Origin of the sequence: Caballeronia sp. LZ001 (genome assembly GCF_031450875.1) — a bacterium.
Lineage (GTDB): Bacteria > Pseudomonadota > Gammaproteobacteria > Burkholderiales > Burkholderiaceae > Caballeronia.
Genome location: NZ_JARTVX010000004.1, coordinates 3,530,354 through 3,554,717, shown reverse-complemented (window position 1 = coordinate 3,554,717; position 24,364 = coordinate 3,530,354). Strand labels below are relative to the sequence as shown.

General features: G+C 61.5%; 31 protein-coding genes. 14 read left to right on the top strand and 17 right to left on the bottom strand.

The features are described from left to right. The first annotated feature begins 176 nt into the window (after positions 1-176). The gene (locus P9292_RS27560; RefSeq protein WP_244826459.1) at positions 177-863 is read left to right on the top strand and encodes an orotate phosphoribosyltransferase; all 687 of its coding nucleotides are present in this window, start codon (positions 177-179) and stop codon (positions 861-863) included. 99 nt (positions 864-962) lie between these two features. On the opposite strand, the gene P9292_RS27555 is transcribed toward P9292_RS27560, so the two are convergent. Then, entirely contained in the window at positions 963-1,670 is a 708-nt protein-coding gene (locus P9292_RS27555; protein ID WP_244826460.1) for a response regulator, read from the bottom strand. 369 nt (positions 1,671-2,039) lie between these two features. Here P9292_RS27555 and P9292_RS27550 point away from each other — a divergent pair, with 369 nt between their 5' ends. Continuing rightward, on the top strand, positions 2,040-2,546 hold the full coding sequence (locus tag P9292_RS27550) for a YbhB/YbcL family Raf kinase inhibitor-like protein (RefSeq protein ID WP_309962247.1): 507 nt from the start codon (positions 2,040-2,042) through the stop codon (positions 2,544-2,546). A gap of 61 nt (positions 2,547-2,607) precedes the next feature. Here the strand turns inward: P9292_RS27550 and P9292_RS27545 are convergent, their stop codons facing one another. Then, positions 2,608-2,733, bottom strand: a complete 126-nt coding sequence (locus P9292_RS27545) for a hypothetical protein (protein ID WP_309962244.1) — start codon at positions 2,731-2,733, stop codon at positions 2,608-2,610. Between P9292_RS27545 and P9292_RS27540 the strand changes: the two genes are divergently transcribed. Both P9292_RS27540 and argC read left to right on the top strand, forming a co-directional pair. Then, a complete protein-coding gene (locus tag P9292_RS27540; RefSeq protein ID WP_309844694.1) occupies positions 2,732-3,298 on the top strand; it encodes a flavodoxin family protein in 567 nt (188 codons plus the stop codon). The two genes, P9292_RS27545 and P9292_RS27540, sit on opposite strands and share 2 nt — an antisense overlap. 162 nt (positions 3,299-3,460) lie before the next feature. After that, positions 3,461-4,414 (top strand): N-acetyl-gamma-glutamyl-phosphate reductase, encoded by a 954-nt coding sequence (gene argC, locus P9292_RS27535; RefSeq protein WP_309962241.1) that lies wholly within the window; start codon positions 3,461-3,463, stop codon positions 4,412-4,414. Between the two features lie 214 nt (positions 4,415-4,628). On the opposite strand, the gene P9292_RS27530 is transcribed toward argC, so the two are convergent. The 3 genes from P9292_RS27530 to P9292_RS27520 form a co-directional block, all read right to left on the bottom strand. Further along, positions 4,629-4,994 (bottom strand): response regulator, encoded by a 366-nt coding sequence (locus P9292_RS27530; protein WP_309844700.1) that lies wholly within the window; start codon positions 4,992-4,994, stop codon positions 4,629-4,631. Between the two features lie 7 nt (positions 4,995-5,001). Then, positions 5,002-5,427: a hypothetical protein gene (locus P9292_RS27525; protein WP_244826465.1), complete on the bottom strand. Its 426-nt coding sequence runs from the start codon at positions 5,425-5,427 to the stop codon at positions 5,002-5,004. An 89-nt stretch (positions 5,428-5,516) separates the two neighbouring features. Further along, entirely contained in the window at positions 5,517-6,389 is an 873-nt protein-coding gene (locus P9292_RS27520; RefSeq protein WP_309962239.1) for an NAD(P)-dependent oxidoreductase, read from the bottom strand. Positions 6,390-6,479: 90 nt separating this feature from the next. Here P9292_RS27520 and P9292_RS27515 point away from each other — a divergent pair, with 90 nt between their 5' ends. Together P9292_RS27515 and P9292_RS27510 are read left to right on the top strand one after the other, a co-directional pair. Beyond that, a complete protein-coding gene (locus tag P9292_RS27515; protein ID WP_309962237.1) occupies positions 6,480-7,238 on the top strand; it encodes a Mut7-C RNAse domain-containing protein in 759 nt (252 codons plus the stop codon). 54 nt (positions 7,239-7,292) lie between these two features. Next, on the top strand, positions 7,293-7,562 hold the full coding sequence (locus tag P9292_RS27510; RefSeq protein ID WP_244826468.1) for a hypothetical protein: 270 nt from the start codon (positions 7,293-7,295) through the stop codon (positions 7,560-7,562). Between the two features lie 24 nt (positions 7,563-7,586). Here P9292_RS27510 and P9292_RS27505 read toward each other — a convergent pair whose 3' ends face one another. The 4 genes from P9292_RS27505 to P9292_RS27490 all read right to left on the bottom strand — a co-directional run bounded on the left by P9292_RS27505 (position 7,587) and on the right by P9292_RS27490 (position 11,809). Continuing rightward, positions 7,587-8,876, bottom strand: a complete 1,290-nt coding sequence (locus P9292_RS27505) for an MFS transporter (protein ID WP_244826469.1) — start codon at positions 8,874-8,876, stop codon at positions 7,587-7,589. 229 nt (positions 8,877-9,105) lie between these two features. Then, positions 9,106-9,420 carry a high-potential iron-sulfur protein gene (locus P9292_RS27500; protein ID WP_244826470.1) on the bottom strand — a complete coding sequence of 105 codons (315 nt, stop codon included), beginning with the start codon at positions 9,418-9,420 and terminating at the stop codon, positions 9,106-9,108. Between the two features lie 125 nt (positions 9,421-9,545). Continuing rightward, positions 9,546-10,646: an NAD(P)/FAD-dependent oxidoreductase gene (locus P9292_RS27495; RefSeq protein ID WP_250465923.1), complete on the bottom strand. Its 1,101-nt coding sequence runs from the start codon at positions 10,644-10,646 to the stop codon at positions 9,546-9,548. A 185-nt stretch (positions 10,647-10,831) separates the two neighbouring features. Next, complete coding sequence (locus P9292_RS27490; protein ID WP_309962235.1) at positions 10,832-11,809, bottom strand: AAA family ATPase; 978 nt, start codon at positions 11,807-11,809, stop codon at positions 10,832-10,834. 383 nt (positions 11,810-12,192) lie between these two features. Here P9292_RS27490 and P9292_RS27485 point away from each other — a divergent pair, with 383 nt between their 5' ends. After that, positions 12,193-12,732 carry a hypothetical protein gene (locus P9292_RS27485; RefSeq protein WP_409015201.1) on the top strand — a complete coding sequence of 180 codons (540 nt, stop codon included), beginning with the start codon at positions 12,193-12,195 and terminating at the stop codon, positions 12,730-12,732. A 50-nt stretch (positions 12,733-12,782) separates the two neighbouring features. Beyond that, the gene (locus P9292_RS27480) at positions 12,783-13,592 is read left to right on the top strand and encodes an endonuclease/exonuclease/phosphatase family protein (protein ID WP_250465929.1); all 810 of its coding nucleotides are present in this window, start codon (positions 12,783-12,785) and stop codon (positions 13,590-13,592) included. 7 nt (positions 13,593-13,599) lie between these two features. On the opposite strand, the gene P9292_RS27475 is transcribed toward P9292_RS27480, so the two are convergent. Continuing rightward, positions 13,600-13,989, bottom strand: coding sequence for a response regulator (locus P9292_RS27475; protein WP_244826475.1), 390 nt, complete (start codon positions 13,987-13,989; stop codon positions 13,600-13,602). Positions 13,990-14,120: 131 nt separating this feature from the next. On the opposite strand from P9292_RS27475, the gene P9292_RS27470 reads away from it, so the two are divergent. After that, entirely contained in the window at positions 14,121-14,717 is a 597-nt protein-coding gene (locus P9292_RS27470; protein ID WP_244826476.1) for an alpha-ketoglutarate-dependent dioxygenase AlkB, read from the top strand. Between the two features lie 3 nt (positions 14,718-14,720). On the opposite strand, the gene P9292_RS27465 is transcribed toward P9292_RS27470, so the two are convergent. Beyond that, the gene (locus tag P9292_RS27465; protein WP_284503230.1) at positions 14,721-15,095 is read right to left on the bottom strand and encodes a RidA family protein; all 375 of its coding nucleotides are present in this window, start codon (positions 15,093-15,095) and stop codon (positions 14,721-14,723) included. Positions 15,096-15,226: 131 nt separating this feature from the next. On the opposite strand from P9292_RS27465, the gene P9292_RS27460 reads away from it, so the two are divergent. Beyond that, positions 15,227-15,721 (top strand): MgtC/SapB family protein, encoded by a 495-nt coding sequence (locus P9292_RS27460; RefSeq protein WP_409015420.1) that lies wholly within the window; start codon positions 15,227-15,229, stop codon positions 15,719-15,721. Between the two features lie 106 nt (positions 15,722-15,827). Here the strand turns inward: P9292_RS27460 and P9292_RS27455 are convergent, their stop codons facing one another. Both P9292_RS27455 and arsC read right to left on the bottom strand, forming a co-directional pair. Continuing rightward, a complete protein-coding gene (locus tag P9292_RS27455; protein ID WP_309962231.1) occupies positions 15,828-16,100 on the bottom strand; it encodes a hypothetical protein in 273 nt (90 codons plus the stop codon). Between the two features lie 109 nt (positions 16,101-16,209). Continuing rightward, complete coding sequence (gene arsC / locus P9292_RS27450) at positions 16,210-16,632, bottom strand: arsenate reductase (glutaredoxin) (RefSeq protein WP_250509720.1); 423 nt, start codon at positions 16,630-16,632, stop codon at positions 16,210-16,212. 418 nt (positions 16,633-17,050) lie between these two features. On the opposite strand from arsC, the gene P9292_RS27445 reads away from it, so the two are divergent. From P9292_RS27445 to P9292_RS27435, 3 genes are all read left to right on the top strand, one after another. Beyond that, entirely contained in the window at positions 17,051-17,347 is a 297-nt protein-coding gene (locus P9292_RS27445) for a hypothetical protein (protein ID WP_309962229.1), read from the top strand. Positions 17,348-17,453: 106 nt separating this feature from the next. Next, entirely contained in the window at positions 17,454-17,720 is a 267-nt protein-coding gene (locus tag P9292_RS27440) for a cupin (protein ID WP_309962227.1), read from the top strand. A 36-nt stretch (positions 17,721-17,756) separates the two neighbouring features. Beyond that, positions 17,757-18,575, top strand: coding sequence for a DUF72 domain-containing protein (locus P9292_RS27435; protein ID WP_309962225.1), 819 nt, complete (start codon positions 17,757-17,759; stop codon positions 18,573-18,575). 280 nt (positions 18,576-18,855) lie between these two features. Here the strand turns inward: P9292_RS27435 and gudD are convergent, their stop codons facing one another. The 3 genes from gudD to garL all read right to left on the bottom strand — a co-directional run bounded on the left by gudD (position 18,856) and on the right by garL (position 22,442). After that, the gene (gene gudD / locus P9292_RS27430; protein ID WP_309962223.1) at positions 18,856-20,205 is read right to left on the bottom strand and encodes a glucarate dehydratase; all 1,350 of its coding nucleotides are present in this window, start codon (positions 20,203-20,205) and stop codon (positions 18,856-18,858) included. 487 nt (positions 20,206-20,692) lie between these two features. Further along, entirely contained in the window at positions 20,693-21,586 is an 894-nt protein-coding gene (locus P9292_RS27425; protein WP_309962221.1) for a 2-hydroxy-3-oxopropionate reductase, read from the bottom strand. Positions 21,587-21,656: 70 nt separating this feature from the next. Further along, positions 21,657-22,442, bottom strand: coding sequence for a 2-dehydro-3-deoxyglucarate aldolase (garL, locus tag P9292_RS27420; RefSeq protein ID WP_309844724.1), 786 nt, complete (start codon positions 22,440-22,442; stop codon positions 21,657-21,659). Between the two features lie 333 nt (positions 22,443-22,775). Between garL and P9292_RS27415 the strand changes: the two genes are divergently transcribed. Beyond that, the gene (locus P9292_RS27415; protein WP_250509615.1) at positions 22,776-23,480 is read left to right on the top strand and encodes a FadR/GntR family transcriptional regulator; all 705 of its coding nucleotides are present in this window, start codon (positions 22,776-22,778) and stop codon (positions 23,478-23,480) included. A gap of 360 nt (positions 23,481-23,840) precedes the next feature. Here the strand turns inward: P9292_RS27415 and P9292_RS27410 are convergent, their stop codons facing one another. Continuing rightward, positions 23,841-24,242 carry a HipA domain-containing protein gene (locus P9292_RS27410; RefSeq protein WP_309962219.1) on the bottom strand — a complete coding sequence of 134 codons (402 nt, stop codon included), beginning with the start codon at positions 24,240-24,242 and terminating at the stop codon, positions 23,841-23,843. Positions 24,243-24,364 lie beyond the last annotated feature (122 nt).

Genomic DNA, 24,364 nt, shown 5'->3' with positions numbered 1-24,364 from the left:
GTCCCGAGCGCCGCTCGCCCGAACGTCTCACCTCGGGTAAAATTTCGGCCTACGCGCGCAGGAACCGCACGAACGCCGTCCAAAAGCGGCTCGTTCTGCCTGTTAATGCGCCAGGGCCCCACGCGGCCGCCTCCCGCTTCGACCAAGCGCCACCATCCAAGTCCAAGGATTCGCCCATGACAGGCTTCGATCGCCAGACGATCTCCGACACCACCGCCAAGATTTTGCTCGAAGTACAGGCGGTGCACTTCAACGCGGAAAAACCGTATATCTTCACGTCCGGCTGGGCGAGCCCGGTGTATATCGACTGCCGCAAGCTGATTTCCTATCCGCGCGTGCGTCGCGGTCTGATGGAAATGGCCGAGGCGACCATTCTGCGCGACGTCGGCTACGAACAGATCGACGCGGTTGCAGGCGGCGAGACGGCGGGTATTCCTTTCGCGGCGTGGCTGGCGGATCGCCTGATGGTGCCGATGCAATACGTTCGCAAGAAGCCCAAGGGTTTTGGTCGCAACGCGCAGATCGAAGGTCTTCTGACCGAAGGCCAGCGCGTGCTGCTGGTGGAAGACCTGACCACCGACAGCCGCAGCAAGATCAACTTCATCAATGCGCTGCGCACGGCCGGCGCAACGGTGAACGACTGCTTCGTGCTCTTTCACTACAACATCTTCAAAGAGAGCGTGTCGGTGCTGAAGGATATCGACGTGAATCTGCACGCGCTCGCGACGTGGTGGGACGTGCTGCGCGTCGCCAAGGAACAAGGCTATTTCGAATCGAAGACGCTGGATGAGGTCGAGAAATTCCTGCACGCGCCTGCCGAATGGTCGGCGGCACACGGCGGAGCGACGGCTGCGCCGCAATAAGTCTTTAAAGCAATCGCTGGTTGAGAATCGAAACGAAAAAGCCGCTGACATGACATCAGCGGCTTTTTTCAATTCGTCCAGCGGTTAAATACTGCGAACCTAATTTGAATCTGGAATGGGCACGTCTTCCACGGAACCGTCGCCCGAATATGCCGAGAGATTCATCAAGCCATTACTTTGTGCATACTGAAACAATTCGGAATCTCGCTCGATACCCAGTTTGCGCATAGCGGTGTTCTTTTGCGTGCTGATGGTTTTAATACTGCGCCGCAATTGCCCCGCTATTTCAGTGATCGTCATGCCCGAGACGAAGAGCCGCACCACTTCGAGTTCACGCTTGGAAAGAATCACGCTGCGTTGCTGACCGCTTCCGCTCATTCCCATGCTGTCGAGCGCCGCCTTGACCGATGGCCCGAGATACTCCTGACCGCGCATGACGTGCTGAATTGCCCAGCCGATATGGTTCATGTCGTCGGCTTTGTTGATGATCGACATGACACCGACTTCGCGCAGACGTTTGAGCAAGGCCGGGTTTTCCAGCATGGTCAGGACAACGAGTTTTACCCGGGGAAATTGCCTGCCGATATAGCCGAGCAGCGGCATGCCATCGCCATAAGAGCCGCCCGGCATTGCAAGATCGGTTACGAGAACGTCGCAATGCGATTTTTGCAGCAATTGAATAAGCTCGGTGGATTGCTTGGCCTGACCAATGACGTCGACCTCCGGAAACTTGTTGAGCGCCTGAGTGGCGCCGAACAAGATGACCGGATGATCGTCTGCAATGATGACTTTTATTCGCTGGCTCATTTACTGCCCCAGAATATTAGTTCGTCTGATGCCGCGCGAATCACTGTCGGGATATTCATTTTCTCTTTGATAGCTGCCGAAGTCGCCGCCGTCAAGGCGTCATCTCGTTTTTAATTTCAGACACATTTGAACTGCGCCATAGGTTTAGTCTCAAGGTGCAAGCTTTTAATGCTTTGTTGCAATGTTAAACTGCAACTTGGCATGAAGCGCATCACTGAGACAAAAAACATCGTTGCAGCCATCGAAACGCTGATATAAGGCGCAACGGCACTGACAGGAGTCAGCTACATGCGCCTCGCATGTCGAACCGAGAGTCCGGCCGGTCTTACGTTATTCGCACTCTCGACGTGGATACTGGCGATTATTTTCATGCCACAAGACGCCGTGGCTGAACCGGCATTCACCGTTTCAAGCGTCGATCTAGTTCCGGGAAAGCCGGTTTCGCGCGATCTTCTTTTCAATGAATCCGACTGCAAGGGCGGCAATCGCTCACCGCAGCTTTCATGGCGCGGCGCGCCCACCGATACGCGCAGTTTTGCGATCACCGTATTCGATCCCGACGCCCCCGGCCACGGCTGGTGGCATTGGGCCGTTGCCGGCATTCCGGCGGGTGTGACGCATATACCGGCCAATGCGAGCGCCGCCGGCGCGCTGCGCAAAATGAGCGCGGTGGAAGCCCGCAACGACTGGGATACCGACGGTTACGGCGGTCCGTGCCCTCCGCCTGGCAAGGCGCACCGCTATATCGTGACGGTGTATGCGCTGCGCAGCGACGACCTGCGACTGCGGCAAGGTACGCCCGCGCTGATGTTCGAACACGAAATCCGCACGGTAAGCATCGCTTCGGCGCAGTTGACGTTCACTTACGGCCGGTAATGAACGGGCCGGCAAGCGTAACCCTGCCGCATCCGTGTCCGCAGAACGAAATTTGTCTTTGCTAGACTGGTTCCGCTCGCCCGCCGCCTTCGTCGAGTGATGGCTTCCATGCCGTCGTCGCGAAGAGCAAACCCACACGCGTGCAGTCGAGACGCACCGCGAATTCATCGCGGCTAAAGGAAACCATGTCGAACATCATCATCGTTTATCACAGCGGCTACGGCCACACGAAGAAAGCCGCCGAAGCCGTGCTGGCCGGCGCCACGGACGCAGGCGCCAACGCCAAACTGATCGCAGTCGGCGATCTCGACGACGCCGCCTGGGCCGAACTGGATGCCGCCGACGCCATCATCTTCGGCTCGCCGACGTACATGGGCGGCCCGTCCGCCGACTTCAAGAAATTCGCCGACGCCAGTTCCAAACCCTGGTTCGCGCAAAAATGGAAAGACAAGATCGCGGCGGGCTTCACCAATTCCGCGACCATGAACGGCGACAAGTTTCTGACGATTTCCTACTTCGTCACGCTCGCCATGCAGCACGGCATGATCTGGGCGGGCACCGGCATGATGCCGTCGAACACGAAGGCCGCTACCCGCAACGACCTGAACTTCGTCGGCGGCTCGACCGGGTTGCTGACGCAATCGCCGGCGGATGCATCGCCGGACGAAGCACCGCCGCCCGGCGATCTCGAAAGCGCCCGCGTGTTTGGCGCGCGAATCGCTGCCGTGACTGCTCGCTGGACCGGCAAGTAAGGCGCGCGCGCCGCTTGGGCGGCGCGTTTGACAGCCTGCACGCGCTCGTTGCGGAGGACGGACATCAACGCGTCTCGGAAACGCCTTAAAATGTCCGTTTTTGCGGCGAGCGCGTAGGCGTTGCAACCATTTGCGTCGTCGCGCCGAACCAGTGAGATCGAGATGACCACGAAAGTATTTGTCGACGGACAGGAAGGCACCACCGGCCTTAAGATTTTCGAATATCTGTCGGGGCGCCGTGACATCGAAGTGCTGCGTATCGACGACACGAAGCGCAAGGACGTCGAGGAACGCCGCCGCCTCATCAACGCATCCGACGTGACCTTTCTGTGCCTGCCGGATGTCGCCTCGCGAGAATCGGTTTCGCTCGTCGACAAGGACAACGCTCGCACCGTCATGATCGACGCCAGCACTGCGTTTCGCACGCAGGACGACTGGGCGTACGGTCTGCCCGAACTGTCGCGCGCGCAGCGGGAACGTCTGCGTACTGCGAAGCGCATCGCCGTACCGGGCTGCCATGCATCGGCGTTCGTACTGTCGGTGCAACCGCTCGTCGCGGGCGGTCTCGTATCCGCCGATTTCGACGCGCACGCCTATTCGATCACCGGCTACAGCGGTGGCGGCAAGAAGATGATCGCCGAATACGAAGCCGGCGGCGACGCGCGTCTGGCGAGTCCGCGTCCGTACGCGCTCGGCCTCGCGCACAAGCATCTGCCGGAAATGTCGGTGCGCACGGGTTTGAAGGGCGCGCCGATTTTTACGCCAATAGTCGGCCCGTTCCTGAAGGGTCTGGCGGTGACGACATATTTCTCGCCCGACCAGCTCGCGCGCAAGGCGAAACCGCAAGACGTGCGCGATATGCTCGCCGAGTACTACAACAACGAGCCGTTCGTGCGCGTGCTTCCGTTCGATGCCGAAAGCAATCTCGACAACGGTTTCTTCGACGTGCAAGCGTGCAACGACACGAACCGTGTCGAGATTTTCGTGTTCGGCAACGAAGAGCGTTTCGTGACCGTGGCGCGGCTCGACAATCTTGGCAAGGGCGCATCCGGCGCGGCGATTCAATGCATGAATCTGGCCATCGGTGCCGACGAGGAAGCCGGGCTCACGCGCTGATCGTTATCCCTCGGAAAGCAGAAAAGCCGGTTCGCTTTGTCAGCGGATCGGCTTTTTTTATTGGCTGCATCGTTTGCTGCGGACGAAAAAAAAGCCCGCCTAGTTTGGCGGGCTGAATCCATATCAGTGGAGACATGGAGGAGACAGGAGTAACTATATCGTTAAATTTGATGCGATGCAACATCTCCGTTGCATGCGATCAACACGGAATATTTCACGGCTGCGTCATCGAGAGAATGAACTGCAGTTGATCCGATGAAATTGGCTTTACGAGATGTACGTCGAAGCCCGCATCCATCGTTAGTTCGCGGTGTTGCGGCTGACCCCAGCCCGTGAGCGCAACGAGCATCATCGCGTGACCTGTGGGCGTGCGGCGCAAATCACGCGCGGCGACGAGCCCATCCAAAAGCGGCGCGCCGATATCCAGAATCACGACATCCGGCGAAAACTGCGCGGCCACGTGCACGGCTTGCGCGCCATTGGCGGCGAGCGCCACTTCATGCCCCATTCCATTCAGGAGATTGGCGAGACCGCTCAGGGCGTCGTCGTCGGCGTCGGCTATGAGGATGCGCTTCGTCACGATAGCCTCACCGGTTGCCGTAGATTTCGAGCTTCAGCTTGTTCTCGCCCGCCTGCGATGCCGCGATCTCCGTGCGCGCGCCGCGTGCGCCAAGATAAAAGTGCTGGCGCGCGGGTGAATTCTGATCGTGGGTGGCGTCTGGCAGACAGGAAGCGATGTCCGCCGCGACGCTTTGCAGCGCATCGGCGCTTGCTCCGCCGTGCGGCGTCCAGGTGCATCGATAGTTGCTTTGCGACGCCGCGCAGCTAGCGCCGTCGCCGTATGCCAACGCGACGGGCCGTCCATCGATTGCGGAGAGTGACGAGAAATTCGGCGCCGCCGCCACGATGCGCTTCAGCGCATCGCACGGGCTCGGGGTGTCATCGGCGTGAGCGGGCGCGCTCGACAAGGCGCCCCAGCAAAGCGCGGCGAAGGCGATGCGGTTCGATGGCATGACGTCTCCCAGCTATTTTTAATTACGTTCGATGCATAGCCATCCCAGCAAATCACGAACCCGTTAGAACAGACGTTTCTTTTCAACGATCATCGTCCCGCGCGGCGCGCCGCCACTTGCCCGAGCACCGCGAAGTCCTTTTCGCCGTCGCCGTGGGCAAGCGCGTCGACGAGGTTGTCGCGCACCACGCTCGCGACTGGCAGCGGCACGTTGACCGCGTCGCCCGCGGCTATCGCGAGGCGCACGTCCTTCAGACCGAGCCGCGCCTTGAAGAGCGCGGGCTCGTAACGACGCTCCGCGATCATCTTGCCGTAGCCCTGATAGACCGGCCCCGGAAACAGCGAATTCGTGATGACGTCGAGCAACGTCTGCGCCTCGATGCCGTGTCCGCTCACGAGCGCGACCGCTTCGCCGAAACTTTCTATCGCCGACGCCAGCATGAAATTCGCCGCCAGCTTGAGCACGTTGGCGTGCTGCGGTTCGTGGCCCACGCGCCAGGTTTTTTGACCGAGCGCGTCGAAGACGGGTTGCACGCGCGCGATGTCGGCATCGGCGCCGGCCGCGAGAATGTTGAGCTTGCCCGCCGCCGCGACATCCGGCCGGCCAAGCACGGGCGCGGCCACGTAAGCGACGCCATGCTGCGCGTGCAATTGCGCGAGTTCGACGGCGAGCGCCGCCGAAATGGTCGCCATGTTCACGTGCACGAGGCCTTTCGGCGCGTGCTTGAGCAAGCCGCCATCGATCAGCACGGAGCGCAGCGCTTGATCGTCCGCGAGCATCGAAAAGGCGGCGTCGCCGGCAAATGCCTGCTCGGGGGTATCGACCACGGATGCGCCCTGGTCCGCGAGCAAACGCGTCTTGTCGCGCGAGCGGTTCCAGACGCGCACCGTGTGGCCCGCTTTCAGCGCGTTGACGGCCATGGCCGCGCCCATTTCACCCAGACCGATGAATCCGATATCCATGCTTACGCTCCATTCGTTGATTGCCGACCGAGCGCCAGTAGAGCACATCGACTGGCAGCACGCCGAATCCGCCGATGCGATACTCCCTGCATGGTCACGGCGCGCTTTCACTTCCATCGCGAACTGAACGACTTTCTGGCGCGGCCCCAACGCGGGCAGGCATTCGCTTGCGCCTGTCCGCCGTCTTCGTCGGCCAAACACATGATCGAAGCGCTGGGCGTGCCGCACACGGAAGTGGCGCTGATCGTGCGCAACGGGCATCCGGCCGGCTTCGACGCGCCGATCGAAGAAAACGATGTCATCGAGATCTATCCCGCGCGGCGCGTGCCGCCCGGCATGGCCGAAGGCGCGCGGCTCTTGCGGCCGGCACTCGTCGCGGAAAATTTGCGCTTTATCGCCGATGCGCATCTCGGCGGCCTCGCGCAACTGTTGCGGCTCGCGGGTTTCGACACGCGTTACGACAACAACTTCGCCGACGATGAAATCGAGCGCCTTGCGCACGATGAAGCACGCATCGTCCTTACGCGCGACCGCGAATTGCTCAAGCGAAAAAATTTGCTGCACGGCTGCTACGTGCGCGCACTGCATGCCGACGAGCAATGGCGTGAAGTGGCGGAACGTCTCGATCTCGCGCCGCATGTGCGCGCGTTTCGCCTCTGCCTCATGTGCAACGCGCCGCTGCGTCGCGCGGCAGCGAGCGAGATCGACGACCGCGTGCCCGACGGCGTGCGCGAACGGCACACGCGTTTCGTGACTTGCGATGTCTGCCGCCGCGTCTTCTGGGAAGGCTCGCACTGGAAGCGCATGCGCGAGCGCATCGACGGTCTCGCGGATGCAAGCCGCGTGTGAACCTCCACGTACAATACGGCCCCTGCCTATCAAAACGCCGCAACGGAGCATCGCGTGAACAAATTTCAACTGGAACAAACCAAGGCGTTCAAGCTCGCCAACGACCTGAAGCAAGGCGGCAAGCCGCGCGTGGGCGCAGCGGAAGCGCCGAAACTGGATCGCCGCGAGCAGCGCAAGCTGGATCAGGCCAAGGGTCTCGTGCCGTTTGCCTGCAAGCTGGACGAGAAGCTCGTGACGCAATTGAAGGAACGCGCCGCGAACCACGAAGGCGGTCTCTCCGAAGTCCTCGCGGAATTGCTCGTCGCAGCGGGCCTGGAGCGTTGAAGCGTCGCGCAGGCGCTCGACCGCCTAGCGGATGCCGTCACGCGCCTCGTCGACATCGACGTGACGCGTCGCCGGAATGCAGGCCACGGCGATGATCGAAAGCACGAGTCCCGCCATCACGTAGAAGGTCGGCGCGAGTTGCGAGCCCGTCGTCTTGATGAGCCACGTCACGATGAACTGCCCGAAGCCGCCAAACAGCATCACCGCGATGTTGTACGCGAGCGCAAGCCCGGTCGAGCGGATATGAGCGGGAAACAGCTCCGCGATCAGCGCGCCGAACGGCCCGTAGTAACCGGACAGCGTGATCGACAAGAGCGCCTGCACGACCACGAGCCGCGCCACGCTCGGTTCGGCGGCGAGCCACGCGAAGAGCGGATAGATGATCACGAGCGTGATGAGAAGCGACCACAAGGTCAGGCCCTTGCGTCCGATTCGATCCGACCAAGCGCCCGCCACCGGCGAAAGCACGGTCAAGATGAGATTGCCGACGATCAGCGCCGTGAACGACTGCCCGAGCGGCAGCTTGAGTTGCTTGACCGCGAAGGTCGGCAGATAGGCGATCAGCACATAGACCGTCACCGTCAGCGCGATCACCGAACCGAGCCCGCACAGCACTTCGCGGCTGTGATTGCGGAAGACTTCACCAAGCGTCGCGCGGCGCGCGGTCTTCTTCGCGTGCAGGAACGCTTCGGTATCGGCCATGTTGCGCCGAATGTACAGGCCGATCGGCCCGATGATCAAACCGAGAACGAACGGCACGCGCCAGCCCCATGAATCAAGCGCTTCAGGCGACAGTCCACGCGTGATCGCCGCGCCGACGAGCGCGCCGAGCAAGAGCGCCGCCGCCTGACTCGCCATCTGGAAACTGCCGTAGAAACCGCGTCGGGAAAACGGCGCTGCTTCGATCAAGAGCGCGGTCGCCGTTCCGAACTCGCCGCCGGCGGAGAAGCCCTGCAACAGCCGCGCGAACACGATCACGAGCGGCGCGCCAATCCCGATTGCCGAGTATGGCGGCGCTATCGCGAGCAGCAGAATGCCGATGGTCATCATCGCGATAACCAACGTGAGCGCCGCCTTGCGTCCCGCGCGATCCGCATAAAGACCCAGCACGATGCCGCCGACCGGCCGCATCACGAACGCGACGCCAAAGGTCGCGGTGGTCAGCAAAATGGATGAGTAGTCGCTATAGCTCGGAAAGAACAAGCGGGCGATGACGACAGTCATGAAACCGAACACGGTGAAGTCGTACCACTCCAGCGCATTGCCGATAACCGCGGCCGCGACGGCGCGCGCATTCAATGGTCTGCCTGCCATGCGAATCCCTTTGGTTTGTCGATCATTGGGTTTCGTGCCATCGGACGGACCCCCGTTGGCCGCGTCGTGCGCGTATCGCCCGGTGCATCGAATGCATTTGCTCAGGCGAGGCGTAAGGCTGAATTTGCCTTGGCGAGTGTAAAGACCATGCGTTTGCTTATCAAGCGGCTACAACGCAAAACGCGCCGGGCAATGCCGCCAGGCGCGTTCGTCGTAGAACGAAGAAAGCTCAGGCCTTCTTTACATACGCGCCGCACCAGCCCTTCGAGGCGACCTGCTTGTTCGCGAACATCGGACACGGGGCGTAGGCATCGGCGGCCTTGCCTTGATAGAACTGGCAGTTGCCGCAGTCTTCGCCGGCGGCGTACTTGGCGAACTTGGCCTTATCGACCTTGGTCGCGTCTTCCTTGTAGCCGAGCGCCTTGGCGGTGGGATCGTTTTCGTCGACCTTCGGTGCGTCGGCGAAAGCGGCTTTCGAGCCGAGCGCGAACGTCGATGCAACGCCCACGCTGGTGATGAGAAACGTACGACGAGATGCCTTCATGGTGACTCGCTCCATGTTGTATTGGGGGAAAACGCCGTTCTGACGACGGCGATGCCCGAGCATAACAATCCGGAAGCGAATCGATGAAGCCAAATGTTATAGATAAGAACCCGGGGGAATCGCGGCTAACGCATCATGTCCGCCACGCGCTCGGCGATGGCGAGTGAAGCCGTCAGTCCGGGCGATTCGATGCCGAACAGATTCACGAGCCCCGGCACGCCATGCGCGGACTTGCCTTGAATCATGAAGTCGGCGGCTGCCTGCCCCGGACCCGAGAGCTTCGGCCTGATGCCCGCGTAGGCCGGCTGCAGCGCGTCGTCGGGCAGACCCGGCCAATACGCACGAATCGCGGCGTAGAAGGAATCGGCGCGGCGCGGATCGACATCGTAATTGAGCGACTGCACCCATTCGACATCAGGACCGAACTTGGCTTGGCCGCCCATGTCGACGGTCAGATGCACGCCGAGTCCCGCTTCATTGGGCATCGGATAGATGAGCCGTTCGAACGGCGCGCGCCCGCTCACGCTGAAGTAGTTGCCCTTCGCGAAGTAGAGCGGCGGCACGTGACGATCGTCGAGACCGCGAATCTTGCTGGCGATCCTGTTCGCGTGAAGCCCCGCGCTGTTGATCAGAAACGACGCCCGGAAGCGCGCCGGGGCATCGCCGCCGGTCTCGACGATAAAGCAGCCTTCGCGCGCGTCGATGGCGGCCACCGGCGTATGAAACACGATGTTCGCGCCGTGATTCTCGGCATCTCCTTGTAGCGCCAGCATGTACTGGTGACTGTCGACGATTCCCGTACTCGGCGACCACACCGCCTCGACGCACGTCAGTTGCGGCTCCATCTCCGCCGCCTGTGCGCCGCTGATCCGCACGAGACCTTCCACGCGATTTTCCAGGCCCTTCTGTTCGATGCCCGCAAGCTGCGGAATCTGATTGCGCGCCGTGGCAACGAGCAGCTTGCCGCATTGCCGATGCGGCACGCCATGCTCGCGGCAGTATTCGTACAGCATTTCGCGCCCGCGCACGCACAGTTCGGCTTTCTGCGATCCACGCGGATAGTAGATGCCCGCGTGAATCACTTCGCTGTTGCGCGAACTGGTGCCAATGCCGATCGCCTCGCCCGCTTCCAGCACGATCACTTCGCGCCCGCGCATCGCCAATTGTCGAGCAATCGCAAGCCCAACCACGCCCGCGCCGATTACCACGCACTCGATCCGATCCATGTCCGTTCCGTTGCAAGATAGCTCGCAACCATTCTACGTTCTTGACTATTGCGAGTTGCACAACAAACGCATGGCAATTGAACCGAATTACGGAGCAATGCAGAAAAAGGCATGAAACTGGCCGTCCGATGACAAAAAAGCCATGTTTCCATGGCTTTTTCGGCAATTCCAAAAATTCGTGCGCTTTAAAAACCGATCGCTTTCTTGCGCGAATTACGGTCGAGCTGGATATCGCGCGCCTCGACCTGATGCCGTCCGTCGATACGCGCGTTGCCAAACGCGTTGAGCATCGCGCGCCGCATGCCGCGTGGCGAGGCTTGCGTGAGCGCATCGAGCGGGGCATCGCCGAGCGTTTCGGGAAAGCGCCGGCCCCACGCGTGCGTCGAGCGGATGTCGTCGTAAATCGCCTGCGCGATACGACGCGCGCCGTCGCGATCCGGCGCGGGAATCTCGTAGACGTTCATGCGGTTCATGATCGGCTCGGGAATGGCGCGCGCGTCGTTGGCCGTTGCAATCCACACGACGTTGCCCGCGTTGATCGGCACTTCCGCGAATTCGTCGATGAAAGTCTGCGCCGTGTCGTGTTCGAGCAACGCGTAAAGCGCGCCGAGCGGATCGTATTGCGCGTCGCCGGTGGCCTTGTCGATTTCATCGACGGTAATGACGGGGTTCGCGTAGCTGCCGTTCACGAGGGCGTCGAACACCTTGCCTGGCTTGGCGTTCCGCCATTGCGACGACGCGCCCGAGAGAATCCATCCGGCGGTGAGCGAACTCATCGCCACGTAATGCGACGTGGTCCCGAGCATTCGCGCAAGCTGCTTCGCAAAATGCGTCTTGCCGATGCCGGGTTCGCCGAGCAACAGCATTGGCATGAGTTCGAGGCGGTCCTCGGTTTCGAGGCACAGCGCGATCTGCTTGCGAATGTCGTCGAGCGGCTCCTCGAAGTTCGGCAGGGAAGCCGCAAGGTCGTCGATGCACGGCATGCGATTCGGCTTCACGCAGAAGCGCAGATTGCCGACCTTGAGCATCTTCTCGTAAGTGGCGCGCAGGGCGTCGCTTGCGCCTTCGGACAAGTCGTTGAGCGCGGTTTCCACGTCGTCGAGACTGTAGACCTTGCTGAACGATGCCACCGCCAGTTCCTGTTTCACCACGGCTGTCGTCATGTCACACCCCGTCATTGTTTTGGTCGACAAAGCCAGTGTAGCGACGACAAAACACCACGCAAGCGAGCAGTCTCGCGGGTCTGCTGCCAATTCCGCCGCGTAGCGCAGGCGCGAGTATCATCGTTCGTCCCACGTGTGAGCGTGCCGCGAGCGGGTTCGAAACGTGCTGTTTTTCTGCGGCGTTTTTCCAACTTGGCTGCGAAGTGTTTTGTGCGGCCTCATATGTCGGGTTTTGGTAAGGATTCTGGCTGAACCGTAGCCGTGCAGCCCGGTCAGAATCAAGTCGCCGAGGAAACGCCGATCCAGCGGCTTTCGCCCAAGCAGATCACGCGGAAAAGCGAAACGCCGCCATCCGAACCGCCCGTGCGCCGGAGAAGCCTTCAATGCAAAGAACAACACGAACCGTCTTGCCGCTCCCCTTTCGATTTGCGCTTGCTGCGAGCGCGTGCCTCGTGGTGGTATCGGCGGGACCTGCCTGGGCGCAGTCAAGCACGCCGCAGCCTGTCGACTGGGAGTTGCAGGTCGTGCGCGACGGTCAGCAAATCGATTCGTTTTCCGCCACGACGAATGTCGGCCAGGCGCGCACCGATACGCATCACAACATCACGCAGAATCAGGTCGGCTGTGCGAATCAGCCAGCGGGCGACATCGATCTCACGCGCACCATCACCGTTTCGCCGACGCACGCGGGCGCCGACGACATCACGCTCGCCATCGACGCTCAGGAAACGCTTCAGGATGATTCCTCGCGGACCACGGCGGCCGGCTGCAAGTTGCCGCCGGTGCCGCGTCAGGTGAGCGGATCGCATCCGGGGCTCGTGTTGAAGCCCGGCGAATGGGGCGAATGGAAGATCGTCGACAGCAATCCGACGCTGCTGTATCGAGTGCGCGCGAGCATGGCTTCGGCACCAGCAACGCAATGACGGCCTTCGTGACATAAAGTAGAGAGGCCGCGCCACCACACAACGAACGCATGCGAAATCCAGAACATCTTCCGCCAGGTCCATCCACGCACAACGGCACGCCGGATTTCACCGCCGTAAGCTGGAACCTCCACAAGGGCCGCTCACCGCTCGGACTGCGCGCCTGGAACGCCATGCAGCGGTGGGTTCAGACCACCAACGCCGACGTCTATTTTCTCCAGGAAGCGATGGCGCGGCGCATGCCGCAGCCCGTGCTCGCAAGCGGTTTCGGCAACCCGCTTGCAGCGCCGCTCGACGATGTCTGGCATTGCCAGGCCACCGAAATCGCCACCGCGCTCGAATTGCAGATCGCCCTCGGGCCGAACGTGTTCAAGCCGTCGTGGCGGCACGGCAACGCCATCTTGTCGCCGCATCCGCTGGATCTGTCCGGGCGCTGGGACATCTCGGCGCATCGCTTCGAAAAGCGTGGCTTGCTGGTCGCGCGCGCCACTTTCGCCGGCAAGGCCATCACGCTCTTGTGCGCGCATCTGGCGCTCACGCGTTCCGCGCGTCTGCGTCAGATGAACTGGATCGCGCACTGGATTGCGAAGGAAGCGCCGGAAGGCCCGCTCGTGCTGGCAGGCGATTTCAACGACTGGCGCAACGATTCCGTGCCGCTATTTCGCGAACTCGGCATGAGCGAGGTCGCGACGATGCTCGGCGAATCCGGCCGCACCTTTCCGGCGTTCTCGCCCGCGCTCGCGCTCGACAAGATGTTCGTGCGCGGTCTTAAGCCTGTCGAATGGCTCGTGCCGACGCAGGACACCGCATGGCTGTCCGATCACTTGCCGTATATGGCGAGACTGCGCGTCGAGGAATGAGGCGGCGTTAGCCGAGCAGCGCTTCCAGAGCGTCGATGGAAACCGGCTTGGTGAGGTGATGATCGAAGCCGGCATCGATCGAATTCTGGCGATCCGCGTCGCTGCCGTAACCGGTCAGCGCGAGCAGCAAGGCGTCGCGCGTGACGGGGCGCTTGCGCATCTCGCGCGCCACGTCGAAGCCGTTCATGCCCGGCAGACCGATATCGAGCAGCACCACGTCGGGTTTGAAATCGTCGATGGACTGCAGCGCGCGCGGACCGTCGTGCTCCGTGCGCACTTCGTGGCCCAGTGCTTCGAGCAGCATCGACATGGCAAGCGCGGCGTCCTCGCTGTCGTCGACAATCAGAATGCGCCGGCTCGACGCCGCGCCGCCGGTCGCTTCGGCGGTGGTGTTCATGCGTGTCCTCGTACATTTTCAAGATGGCGAGGCGACTGTAGCACAACGCCCGAGCCTGATGAAATGAGGGCGCAAGGCAGCATGCGACAGCTCTGCTATCGTGGACTTTTTCCGCGCACGCCGGCGTTCCCATGTTCGATCTCTTCGACGACATTCCCAAACCCGATATCGTGTGGCACCCGGACTGGATCGACTCCGACGCCGGTTCCGATCTCATGGGCGAGCTGATCGCGGAAGTAAGCTGGCAGCAGGACACGATGAACACGCCCCGCGGCCGTTTGCCGCTGCCGCGCCTGACCGCGTGGCAAGGCGAGCCGGATGCCGTCTATGTCTACTCGGGCATCCGCAACGTGCCGCAGCCGTGGACGCCCGCCGTCGCCCGGTTGCGCGATGCCGCTCAGGACGTGTGCGCCGCGCGTTTCAACAGCGTGCTCCTCAACCGTTATCGCACGGGGCTCGACAGCATGGGCTGGCACGCCGACAAGGAACGCGAGCTCGGGCCCGAGCCGGTGATCGCGTCGGTGAGTCTTGGCGCCACGCGTGCATTCGAATTCCGCCACGCGCGCACGCATGCCACGCACGCGCTCGCGCTGACGCACGGCAGCCTGCTCGTGATGCGCGGACGCACGCAGCTGGAATGGGTGCATCGCGTGCCGAAGGAGCCGGGCGCGCGCGGCGAACGCATCAACTTGACGTTTCGCTGGGTCGACGCATCGAAGCGGCGTTGAACTTCAGGGCCGCCGCGCGACGAAATCGATCTCGACGAGCGCATCGCGCGCAAGGCCCGTCACGCCGATGCACGTGCGCGCCGGCAGCGGCTTCGGCAGAAAGTAAGAGCGGTACACGGCGTTCATCGCGTCGTAGTCGCGCTTGAACTCGGTGAGGAAGATGCGCGCGCTCACCACGCTGTCGAGCGTGAGGCCGAGTCCCGTCAGCACGAGGATCAGGTTATCCATCACGCGGCGCGTCTGCGCGGCGACGCCCTCGGGCAGCGGGGCGTTGTCGTCGTTGGGGTCGGTCGGCATTTGGCCGGTGAGGAAAACCCAGCCGTCGGCTTCTGCCGCGTGGGAGAACGGGCCGACAGGCGTCGGCGCGGCATCGATCATCGAGAATTTGGGACGGTGGTTCACGTTGTCTCCTTGCAAGGAACCGGCACGTTAGCCCGCCAAAATATCCCGCGCGCGTCCGGACCTTTGATGCGAAGATGCAGCGTCCCTTTCAGTCCTGTTTCTTCGCGATGCTTCCTCAACCCATTCTCATCGATGCCGTCGTCCGCATGCTCGTCGCGGTGGCGATCGGCTGCATCATCGGCGTCGATCGCGATCTGCACGGCAAACCGACCGGCATGAAGACGCTCGGGCTCGTGTCGCTAGGTGCATGCATCGCGACCATGTGTGCGCTCGGATTTTCCACCGAGCCGCTCGCGCACAACACCGAAGTCTCGCGGGTGGTGCAAGGCATCGTGACGGGCATCGGCTTTCTGGTCGCGGGCGTGATCATTCAGAATCCGCGCGAGAACCGCATTCGCGGGCTGACCACGGCGGCTTCCATCTGGGTGACGGCGGCCGTGGGCATTCTGTGTGGGCTCGGCGTATGGAGTCTCGCGCTGATCGCCACGGTGATTCTCATCGTGCTGCTGACGGTTGGGCGGATCATCGAGAAAGGCTTGCTGAAGCGCTGGATGCGCAAGCCGCCGAGTCAACGTCCGGCGGGTATTGGCGAGGAAGAGTGACTGGCGGAGTTGCCTGTGCGCGTCGGCGCACTCTCGCATCATTGAAAAAGCAACGCGGCGCAACCTTGCGGCCCGCCGCGTTTCCAGGCGCAGAAAGTCGATGCGCTTACCAGCCGTGATGTTCGCGCCAGCGTTGTTCGCGATGCATCTCATGCCGCCAATGACGCTCGCGCTCGTGGCGTCGCCATTCGTGTTCGCGCCAGCGTTCATCGCCGTAGCCGTATCCGTATGCGGGCTGCACGTAGACCGGCTGGGCCTGCGCATAAACCGGCACGCCGACGCCTACCGCGACATCGACATGCGCCGATGCTGTCGTCGATACCGCCAAACCCCCGAGTCCTGCCAACGCGATTGCCACAGTTGCAAGCTGCTTCTTCATGTCGCCTTCTCCTTGCCCCGATTGCGTGATGTCGAGTGCAGTCTAGAAGGCGATTCCTGACACAGGTGCAACAGACCCGCGAGAAAGGTAACGTCAGGTAACGGTCAAATCAGAGCAAGCGTTTGCCTGCTTCGTCGATAACCACTTCGCCGTCTTCCTTTGCAAATGGTCCTTTTTGCGGCTCCGGCAGAAGATCGATCACGCGTTCGGATGGACGGCACAGTCGCGCGCCTTTCGGGGTATCGACGAACGGACGATTGATGAGGATTGGATGCGCGAGCATGGCGTCGATGAGTTGCTCGTCGGTGAGACTCGTGTCGCCCAAGCCGAGCTCGGCGTAGGGCGTGCCCTTTTCGCGCAGCGCTTCGCGCACGGAAAGCCCGGCGCGCGCGATGAGCGAAGTGAGCGTCGCGCGATCCGGCGGCGCGGTAAGATACTCGACGACTTTCGGCTCGATGCCCGCATTGCGGATCAGCGCGAGTGTGTTGCGCGAGGTGCCGCACTTCGGGTTGTGATAGATGATGACAGTCATGTCGGCGATGTCCTTGATGATCACATTCGGCATTCTAGGCCGACCTCACGATGACGCGCACGCCCGGCTTGCGTCAGGCCACCGACCGGATTGCCAGCGATGCAGCAAATACCCTGTTCAATGGCGGCTGCGCGGCCTATAACGAAGTGTGCAATGCGGCATGTCCTGGGTGCATCATCCGCCAGCGGTCTTACTGGCGTTCGGCCCTGACTGCTTCGCAGTCGCCTTCGAATTGCATATCTACAAGTCCGGCAAGTGGTCGCATGGCAGAAGCCGACCGGAACCGGCCCTGACGCTTCTTCGCGCACTGCCATCGAGTAGAACGCACCGTGGCACGTCGTGTGCGAACGACGGTTCGCTACAACGAAAAGCGCGACCCGGCCATTGTCGGTTCGTGCCTCTCATTTAAGGAGTCGATATGAAAACACGTCTCGTCGCGACGGCGCTTGCCGCCTCGCTACTGGTGGCTCTTGGCAGCGCCTCGGCGCAGGAAACGTATTACCGCACGGCGCAGGTGCCGGGACAAACCACGGCGGATAGCTCGTCGCAACCGGCGATGCAAGGCGGCACGCAAGGCCAAACGGGCGATATGTCGTATGGCGGCGCGCCCGCCTCTCGTGGCGCCACTGGCGCAATCGGCACGACCGGAACCAACGCGGGCATCTCCAAGCCGTGCGTGCGCGGGCCGCCCTGCGACATATTCTTCGGCAACTGAAGCAGCAAGCGCGGCCTGAAAGTTGCGCTAGCATCCGGTGCATGATCCCGTGCGCTCGCATTCTCGTATGCGGGCGCGCTTTCCTTTTCCCTTTGGAACGATCGCCATGCACCGAGACGAATTCCTCGCCCTTCTTCCCGAGGAGGGCTTTCAAGAAGTCATGACCGTCACGCGCGAGCCGAACGGCGTAATGGATATTCACGCGCATCCCTTCGAAGCCAAGGCGCTAATTGTCGAAGGCGAGATCGCCATCCGCGTTGGCGATGACGAGCGGCTGTATCGCGTCGGCGAGATCTTCCAGCTGTCCGCGAATCTCGAGCATGAAGAACGCTACGGACCGCAAGGCGTGACCTATCTGGTTGGGCGCAAGTAAGCCGCATCGGCGAACACACGACATCGAGGACGACATATGGCCACGCGAAAGACGGCGCGGATTCGCGTCGGTATCGGCGGATGGACGTTCGAGCCCTGGCGCGGCACGTTCTATCCGAAGGGCCTCGCGCAGAAGCAGGAGCTCGAATACGCGAGCCGCGCGCTCACGACCATCGAGGTGAACGGCACGTTCTATGGCTCGCAAAAGCCCGAGACCTTCGCCAAATGGCGCGATGAAGCCCCGGACGACTTCGTGTTCTCACTGAAGGCGCCGCGTTACGCGACCAATCGCCGGGTACTCGCCGATGCGGGCGAAACCATCGAGCGTTTCTTCAAGAGCGGCGTGCTGGAACTACAGAACAAGCTCGGCCCGATCAACTGGCAATTCGCAGCGACCAAGAAGTTCGATGCCGATGACTTCGGCGCTTTTCTCAAGCTGCTGCCCGCGAAAGTGGAAGGCCGCGGAATTCGTCATGCCGTCGAAGTGAGACACGAGAGTTTCAGCGATCCGGCATTCGTGGCTCTGGCGCGAAAACATCGCGTGGCGATTGTCGTCGCGGGAGACTCGAAGTATCCGCAAATCGCGGATACGACCGCACCATTCGTCTATGCACGCATCATGGGAACGACAGAGAAGCAGAAGCAAGGTTACTCGAAGGCGGCGCTCGATGGCTGGGCGAGCCGCGCGAAAGAATGGGCGGCGGGTGGCGTGCCTGAGGATATGGCGAGGGCATCGACAAGCGCGGGTGCGAAGGTCGGTTCGCGGGATGTGTTTCTTTACGTCATCAGTGGATATAAGGAGCGCAATCCCGCTGCGGCAATTGCACTGACCGAACGAATCAATGGGACGACGTAATTCGACTGAGGCGAACGTTCCGCAGGTAGCGACCGGTGACGGTGTCTTTGCCGCTTCGTAGGTAAAGAGCCGTCACCGGATTTATGTCAGTTCACTTTCACAGGCGGTAGCAGGGTGTTGTAACCAAATGCCGTTCGGCCGATAAGGATCAGTGCAATTCCCAATGTCGCAGCGACGGCGAAGATTACGCCGAAGATTCCAGACGCTTCTTCCCTCGCGACAAAAATGCCCCGCCCCCAAACGAAGCATTTTCGCCGCAGTCCCTTAGATCACTGCCCGCTCATCGCACCATGCAAGGTCTCTTGTTATCGAACTTCCAGTTCGGAATAAGATACTGCATGGCGACGCCATCATCGCGCGCGCCGAGTCCGTGTTGCAGATACAGCGCGTGCGCCTTCTCCACTTCATCCATATCGAGTTCGACGCCTAAACCCGGCTGCTCCGGCACCTTCACCTTGCCGCCCACTATTTGCAGCGGATCTCGCGTCAGACGCTGGCCATCCTGCCAGATCCAGTGCGTATCGATTGCGGTGATCTTGCCCGGCGCGGCGGCGGCCACATGCGTGAACATCGCGAGCGATACATCGAAGTGGTTGTTCGAATGCGATCCCCACGTAAGACCCCAGTCGTTGCACATCTGCGCGACGCGCACCGAGCCTTGCATGGTCCAGAAGTGCGGATCGGCAAGCGGAATATCAACGGATTGCAACTGGATTGCGTGACCCATCTGCCGCCAGTCGGTCGCGATCATGTTGGTGGCCGTCGGCAGGCCAGTCGCGCGGCGGAATTCGGCCATCACTTCGCGGCCCGAGTAACCGTTTTCCGCGCCGCACGGATCTTCGGCGTAGGCCAGAACGTCGTGCTTGTCGCGACACAGGCGGATGGCTTCGGCAAGCGACCACGCGCCGTTCGGATCGAGCGTCACGCGCGCTTCCGGGAAGCGTTCCGCGAGCGCGGTCGTCGCCTGCATCTCTTCGTCGCCGGATAGCACGCCGCCCTTCAACTTGAAATCGTTGAAGCCGTAACGCGCCTTCGCGGCCTCGGCCAGACGGACGACCGCTTCCGGTGTCATCGCTTCTTCGGTGCGCAGGCGTTCCCAGTCGTCGCGGCCATCCGCGCCGCTCGCGTACGGCAGGTCCGTCTTGTTGCGATCGCCGACATAGAACAGATTGCCGAGCATCTCCACTTCGTCGCGCTGCTGCCCTTCGCCGAGCAACGCCGCGACCGGCACGCCCAGATGCTGACCGAGCAAATCGAGCAGCGCCGCTTCGAGCGCGGTGACGGCGTGGATGGTCGTACGCAAGTCGAACGTCTGCAGGCCGCGGCCGCCCGCGTCGCGATCCGCGAATTGCGTGCGCACGCGGTTCAGCACCGCCTGCATGTTGCCGATAGATTGCCCGACGACGAGCGCGCGCGCATCGTCGATCGTCTTGCGGATGCTCTCGCCGCCCGGGACTTCGCCGACGCCCTGATTGCCCGCGCTATCGGTGAGGATCACGATGTTGCGCGTGAAGAACGGCCCGTGCGCGCCACTCAGGTTCATGAGCATGCTGTCACGGCCCGCGACCTGTACGACGCGCAGGTCGGTGACTTTGGGTGTGGCGTTCGCTTGAGGTGCTTGAGTGGACATGGTCGGAGCTTCGTTGAGTTGGTTTGCGCTGCGCTTGTTTTCGCGCGAGAGCACATTGAGTCGCGGCACCGATGGCACGCGGAGAACCAAGACGATGTCTCGCGCGTCGCGACGCCGGTATCCATGAAAGTGATGTAGCGCGTCTTCGCCGTCTTTCCGCGCAATATACGATCAGCGGTTCGCGCGCGTTATGTGACATGCAGAAGCACGCCGTCATCGTTATACGTTGTCAGATGACATGGTATCGCGAGTCGGCTTGAGCACCAATTCGGCGTTTACCCTGTCGCGCCCGAGTCCTTTCGTACAAGCCCTCTACGGAGCTCGATCCTTCTAGCGGTTCGAATGGGCAAAGGCCAATTAAGACGTCCGACAACTCATAGCGAGTGCGCCCGCGTCGAGCCTCACGGTATGGGCCAAGCTCCAATGAGCCAGCCAAAAACAAAAAGCCGGCGAACGCCGGCTTGTCGACGACAGTTGAACCAGCGTCTTACTTCTTTTCCTGCCCAATCTCATGATTCGCCATGATCTCCAGCGCGCGAACCATTCCCGAGTGATCCCACGCCTTGCCGCCATGCGCGCTGCACGAGTTGAACAACTGCTGACACGTCGCCGTGTTCGGCAGCGACACGCCAAGCGACTGCGCGGTCGTCAGTGCCAGATTCAAGTCCTTCTGATGCAATTCGATCCGGAAGCCCGGATTGAACGTGCGCTTGGTCATGCGCTCGCCGTGCACTTCGAGAATGCGTGACGACGCGAAGCCGCCCATTAGCGCGGTGCGAACCTTCTCGGCATCGACGCCGGCCTTCGACGCCAGCAGCAGCGCTTCGCCGACTGCTTCGATGGTTGCCGCGACGATCACCTGATTCGCCACCTTGCAGACCTGCCCGGCGCCCACTTCGCCGATCAGCGAGATGTTCTTGCCCATCATGTCGAAGTACGGCTTGACCTTGTCGAAGGTCGCCTGCGCGCCGCCGACCATGATGGTGAGCGATGCCGCCTTCGCGCCGACTTCACCGCCGGAAACGGGCGCATCGAGGTAATCCGCGCCGCGCTCGCGCACCTTCGCCGCGAACTCGCGCGTGGCGATGGGCGAAATCGAGCTCATATCGACGACGATCTGACCCGCGCGCAAGTTCTGCGCGACGCCGTTCTCGCCGAACAGCACGCGCTCTACATCGGGCGTGTCCGGCACCATCAGGAAAATGATGTCGGCCTGGGCGGCGACATCCGCCGGGCTATCGCACGCCTTGGCGCCCGCGCCGGTCAGATCGGCGGGCACGCCGCTGCGCGTGAATGCCGCGAGTTCGACGCCGTTCTTGAGGAGATTGGCGGCCATGGGATTGCCCATGATGCCCAGTCCGATAAAGCCTGCCTTTTGCATTGTGTCGCTCCTTGGTCGGTTTTCAGATTCGATTCTCGAAGTCAGCTGCGGGTCTTGCCACCCGCGCAGCTTACTCCTGGATGAAGTGCTTCTTCACGCCCTGCGCGGCGTTCCTGAGCAGCCCCAGGTCGGCGCAGACCGCGACCATCGTGCAGTCCAACGAGAGATAGCGCTCGGCTTCCTGCTGCACGGGCGCGAGAATGCCGCTCGACTTGCCAGCCGCGTGCACGCGTTCGAAGACATGTTTGATGGCGGCTTGTACGTCCGGATGATTCGCATTGCCGAGATGTCCGTACGATGCCGCGAGATCCGAAGGCCCGACGAAGAGCGCATCGACGCCGTCGACGGCCGCGATTTCGTCGATGGCTTCGACGGCCGCGCGGCTTTCGATCTGCACCGCGACGGCGATGTTGTCGTTGGCCAGGGCGAAGTAATTGGGCACCGTGCCATACCGGTTGCCCCGATGCCCGACCGACACGCCGCGAATGCCCTGCGGCGGATAGCGTGTGGATGCCACGGCGCGGCGAGCGTCGTCGGCGCTATCGACGAACGGAACGAGAAAGTTGACGAAGCCCGCGTCGAGCAAGCGCTTGATGGCGACGGCGTCGTTGGCCGGTGGCCGCACCACGGGCGCACTGACGCTGTCTTTTAGCGCCATATGCTGCGGAATCAGCGTGATGGAATCGTTGGGCGCATGCTCGGCGTCGAGCAAAATCCAGTCGAAGCCGACAACGCCGAGCAATTCCGCGACGATAGGACTGGCAAGCGACGTCCAGCATCCAATCACTTTCTTGCGTGCGAGAAGCGCCGCCCGGAAGGTATTGGGCAAAGCTTGATAAGGTGCCGTTGATGACATGGTGTCTCCTTGAGCGACTGTCTTTCGATGAGAAGCCGGTGTCTGAGATTGCAAATGTCATCAGACGTCTTAACACAGGGTACTGTGTTTTCATCCACATTAGACAGCGGAGTTAACCCTTAATCCTTTTTGCGGCCACGTTTGAAGCGGTACCGTTGAACGCGGCTAGTTATATGACATCCTATTTGCTAAGCGCTGCGAGCGCTGGAATCGCCGAGTTGACGAACGAACGGCGTGACGACAAGATGCGTTGTCTGACATCCAAGTTACAGGCGCTGCCCACGGCGCGGACAAGATGTCCGACCACACCATTCTTCCCAACATCAAGAGAACATGGCGAGTTTGACCGATAAAGTTGTCACCACGTTGTTCGAGGAAATCGAGCGCGGCGTTCTGCGACCTGGCGACCGGATTCCGACCGAAGCCGCGTTGATGAAGCAACTGTCGGTGAGCCGGTCGGTGGTGCGCGAAGCGGTGTCGCGGTTGCAGGCTGCGAATGTCGTCGAGACGCGGCATGGCGTCGGCACTTTCATTCTGGCGCCGTCCGGGCGCGAGACCGTTCGCTTACCGGGCGTCGAGTTGTCGAACCTGCTGGACATCATGGCGATCATCGAGTTTCGCATCGATCTGGAAGGCGCTGCCGCCGCGCTCGCTGCGGGACGCCGTACGGAGCAGCATCTGAAGCAGATTGCCGCGACGCTCAGAAACTTCGAGGATCAACTGACGAGCGGCAGCACCGATGTTCTCGAACATGACGTCGAGTTTCATCTGCAAATTGCTCGGGCAAGCGGCAACCGATATTTCTACGACGTCCTGAGCCAGATGGGCCGAGGCGTGAGTCCTCGCACGCGGCTTGGCCGGGCGGAGTTGGCGGAGCTGGATCAGATCGAACGCCTGCGCAATGTGCTGAGTGAACACAAGGCGATTTATCGGGCGATCGTGCGTCAGGACAGCGACGACGCACGCGCAGCAATGCGCCTGCATCTGAGCAACAGCCGTGAGCGGTTGAAAGACGTGCATGCGTCGGCTGCGGTCTGAAACATCGCACGGGTTTTGAGCAGCGCGCCTCGTCTGTCTAAGTTAACAAAAGGATTCGTATATATACGTAGTAATAGTTAACAAGCACGAGGCGTTTCAGTGGATAAGTACCGTCGTGCTTTTCCGATCAACGAGTTGGCGATTTAACAAGTCCGGTATGGCGAGCGCGTTTGCGGACGGAAGCTGGGACAACTTTCGGTGTTTGCGGGTTAACGCGAAGTTATCCAGAAACCGCCAACAGATGAACAGTCGAGCTGTTGACAGGGTTGTTCACAGGCGTCTGGCCACGCGCACCTGGTTGGTCGAGATCGTCTTAGTCATGGCGTCGAGGGTTTCGACGGTTATCGGCAGGTTGTCGGCTTAGCGTTTGAGGTCCGATGCGATGGCCGCGATTCGATCGATGGAGCGCGCAGCGACACGTGGAGCGATGCCGGTCTTGCTGGCGAGCTTCATGAGATGCTCGCGCGTCACGGCCCTTGCCTCTCCGCAGACATCCATTTGATGCTCGCCGCCCGGACCTGAATTAAACGTGAGGTCGTACGCGGGTGGAAACTGCCAGCGGCCATCCGCGTCCACCACGAAGAATAAGTTCTTGGCGTGATCGTCGCGATTGTCGAAGACGACGTTGAACACGCATCGCTCGGAGGCCTGAAGTACTTCGCGTACATCGCGCGTCATGAACTGCATGAGTCGCAAGAGCGTGACGTAGTGCATCTGAGGGACGCGAAAGTCGGCGTGCGCCACGCCGGCTGCCGTACGCATGGGGACCCGCATGCAGCTCGCGATCGAATCGTTCGATACCAAAGGCGGCCATGGAATCGCCGAGACTGAAATAAGCCGCGACGGGCATTCGTAGCTCGCACGCAGTTGCAATGGCGCCGTAC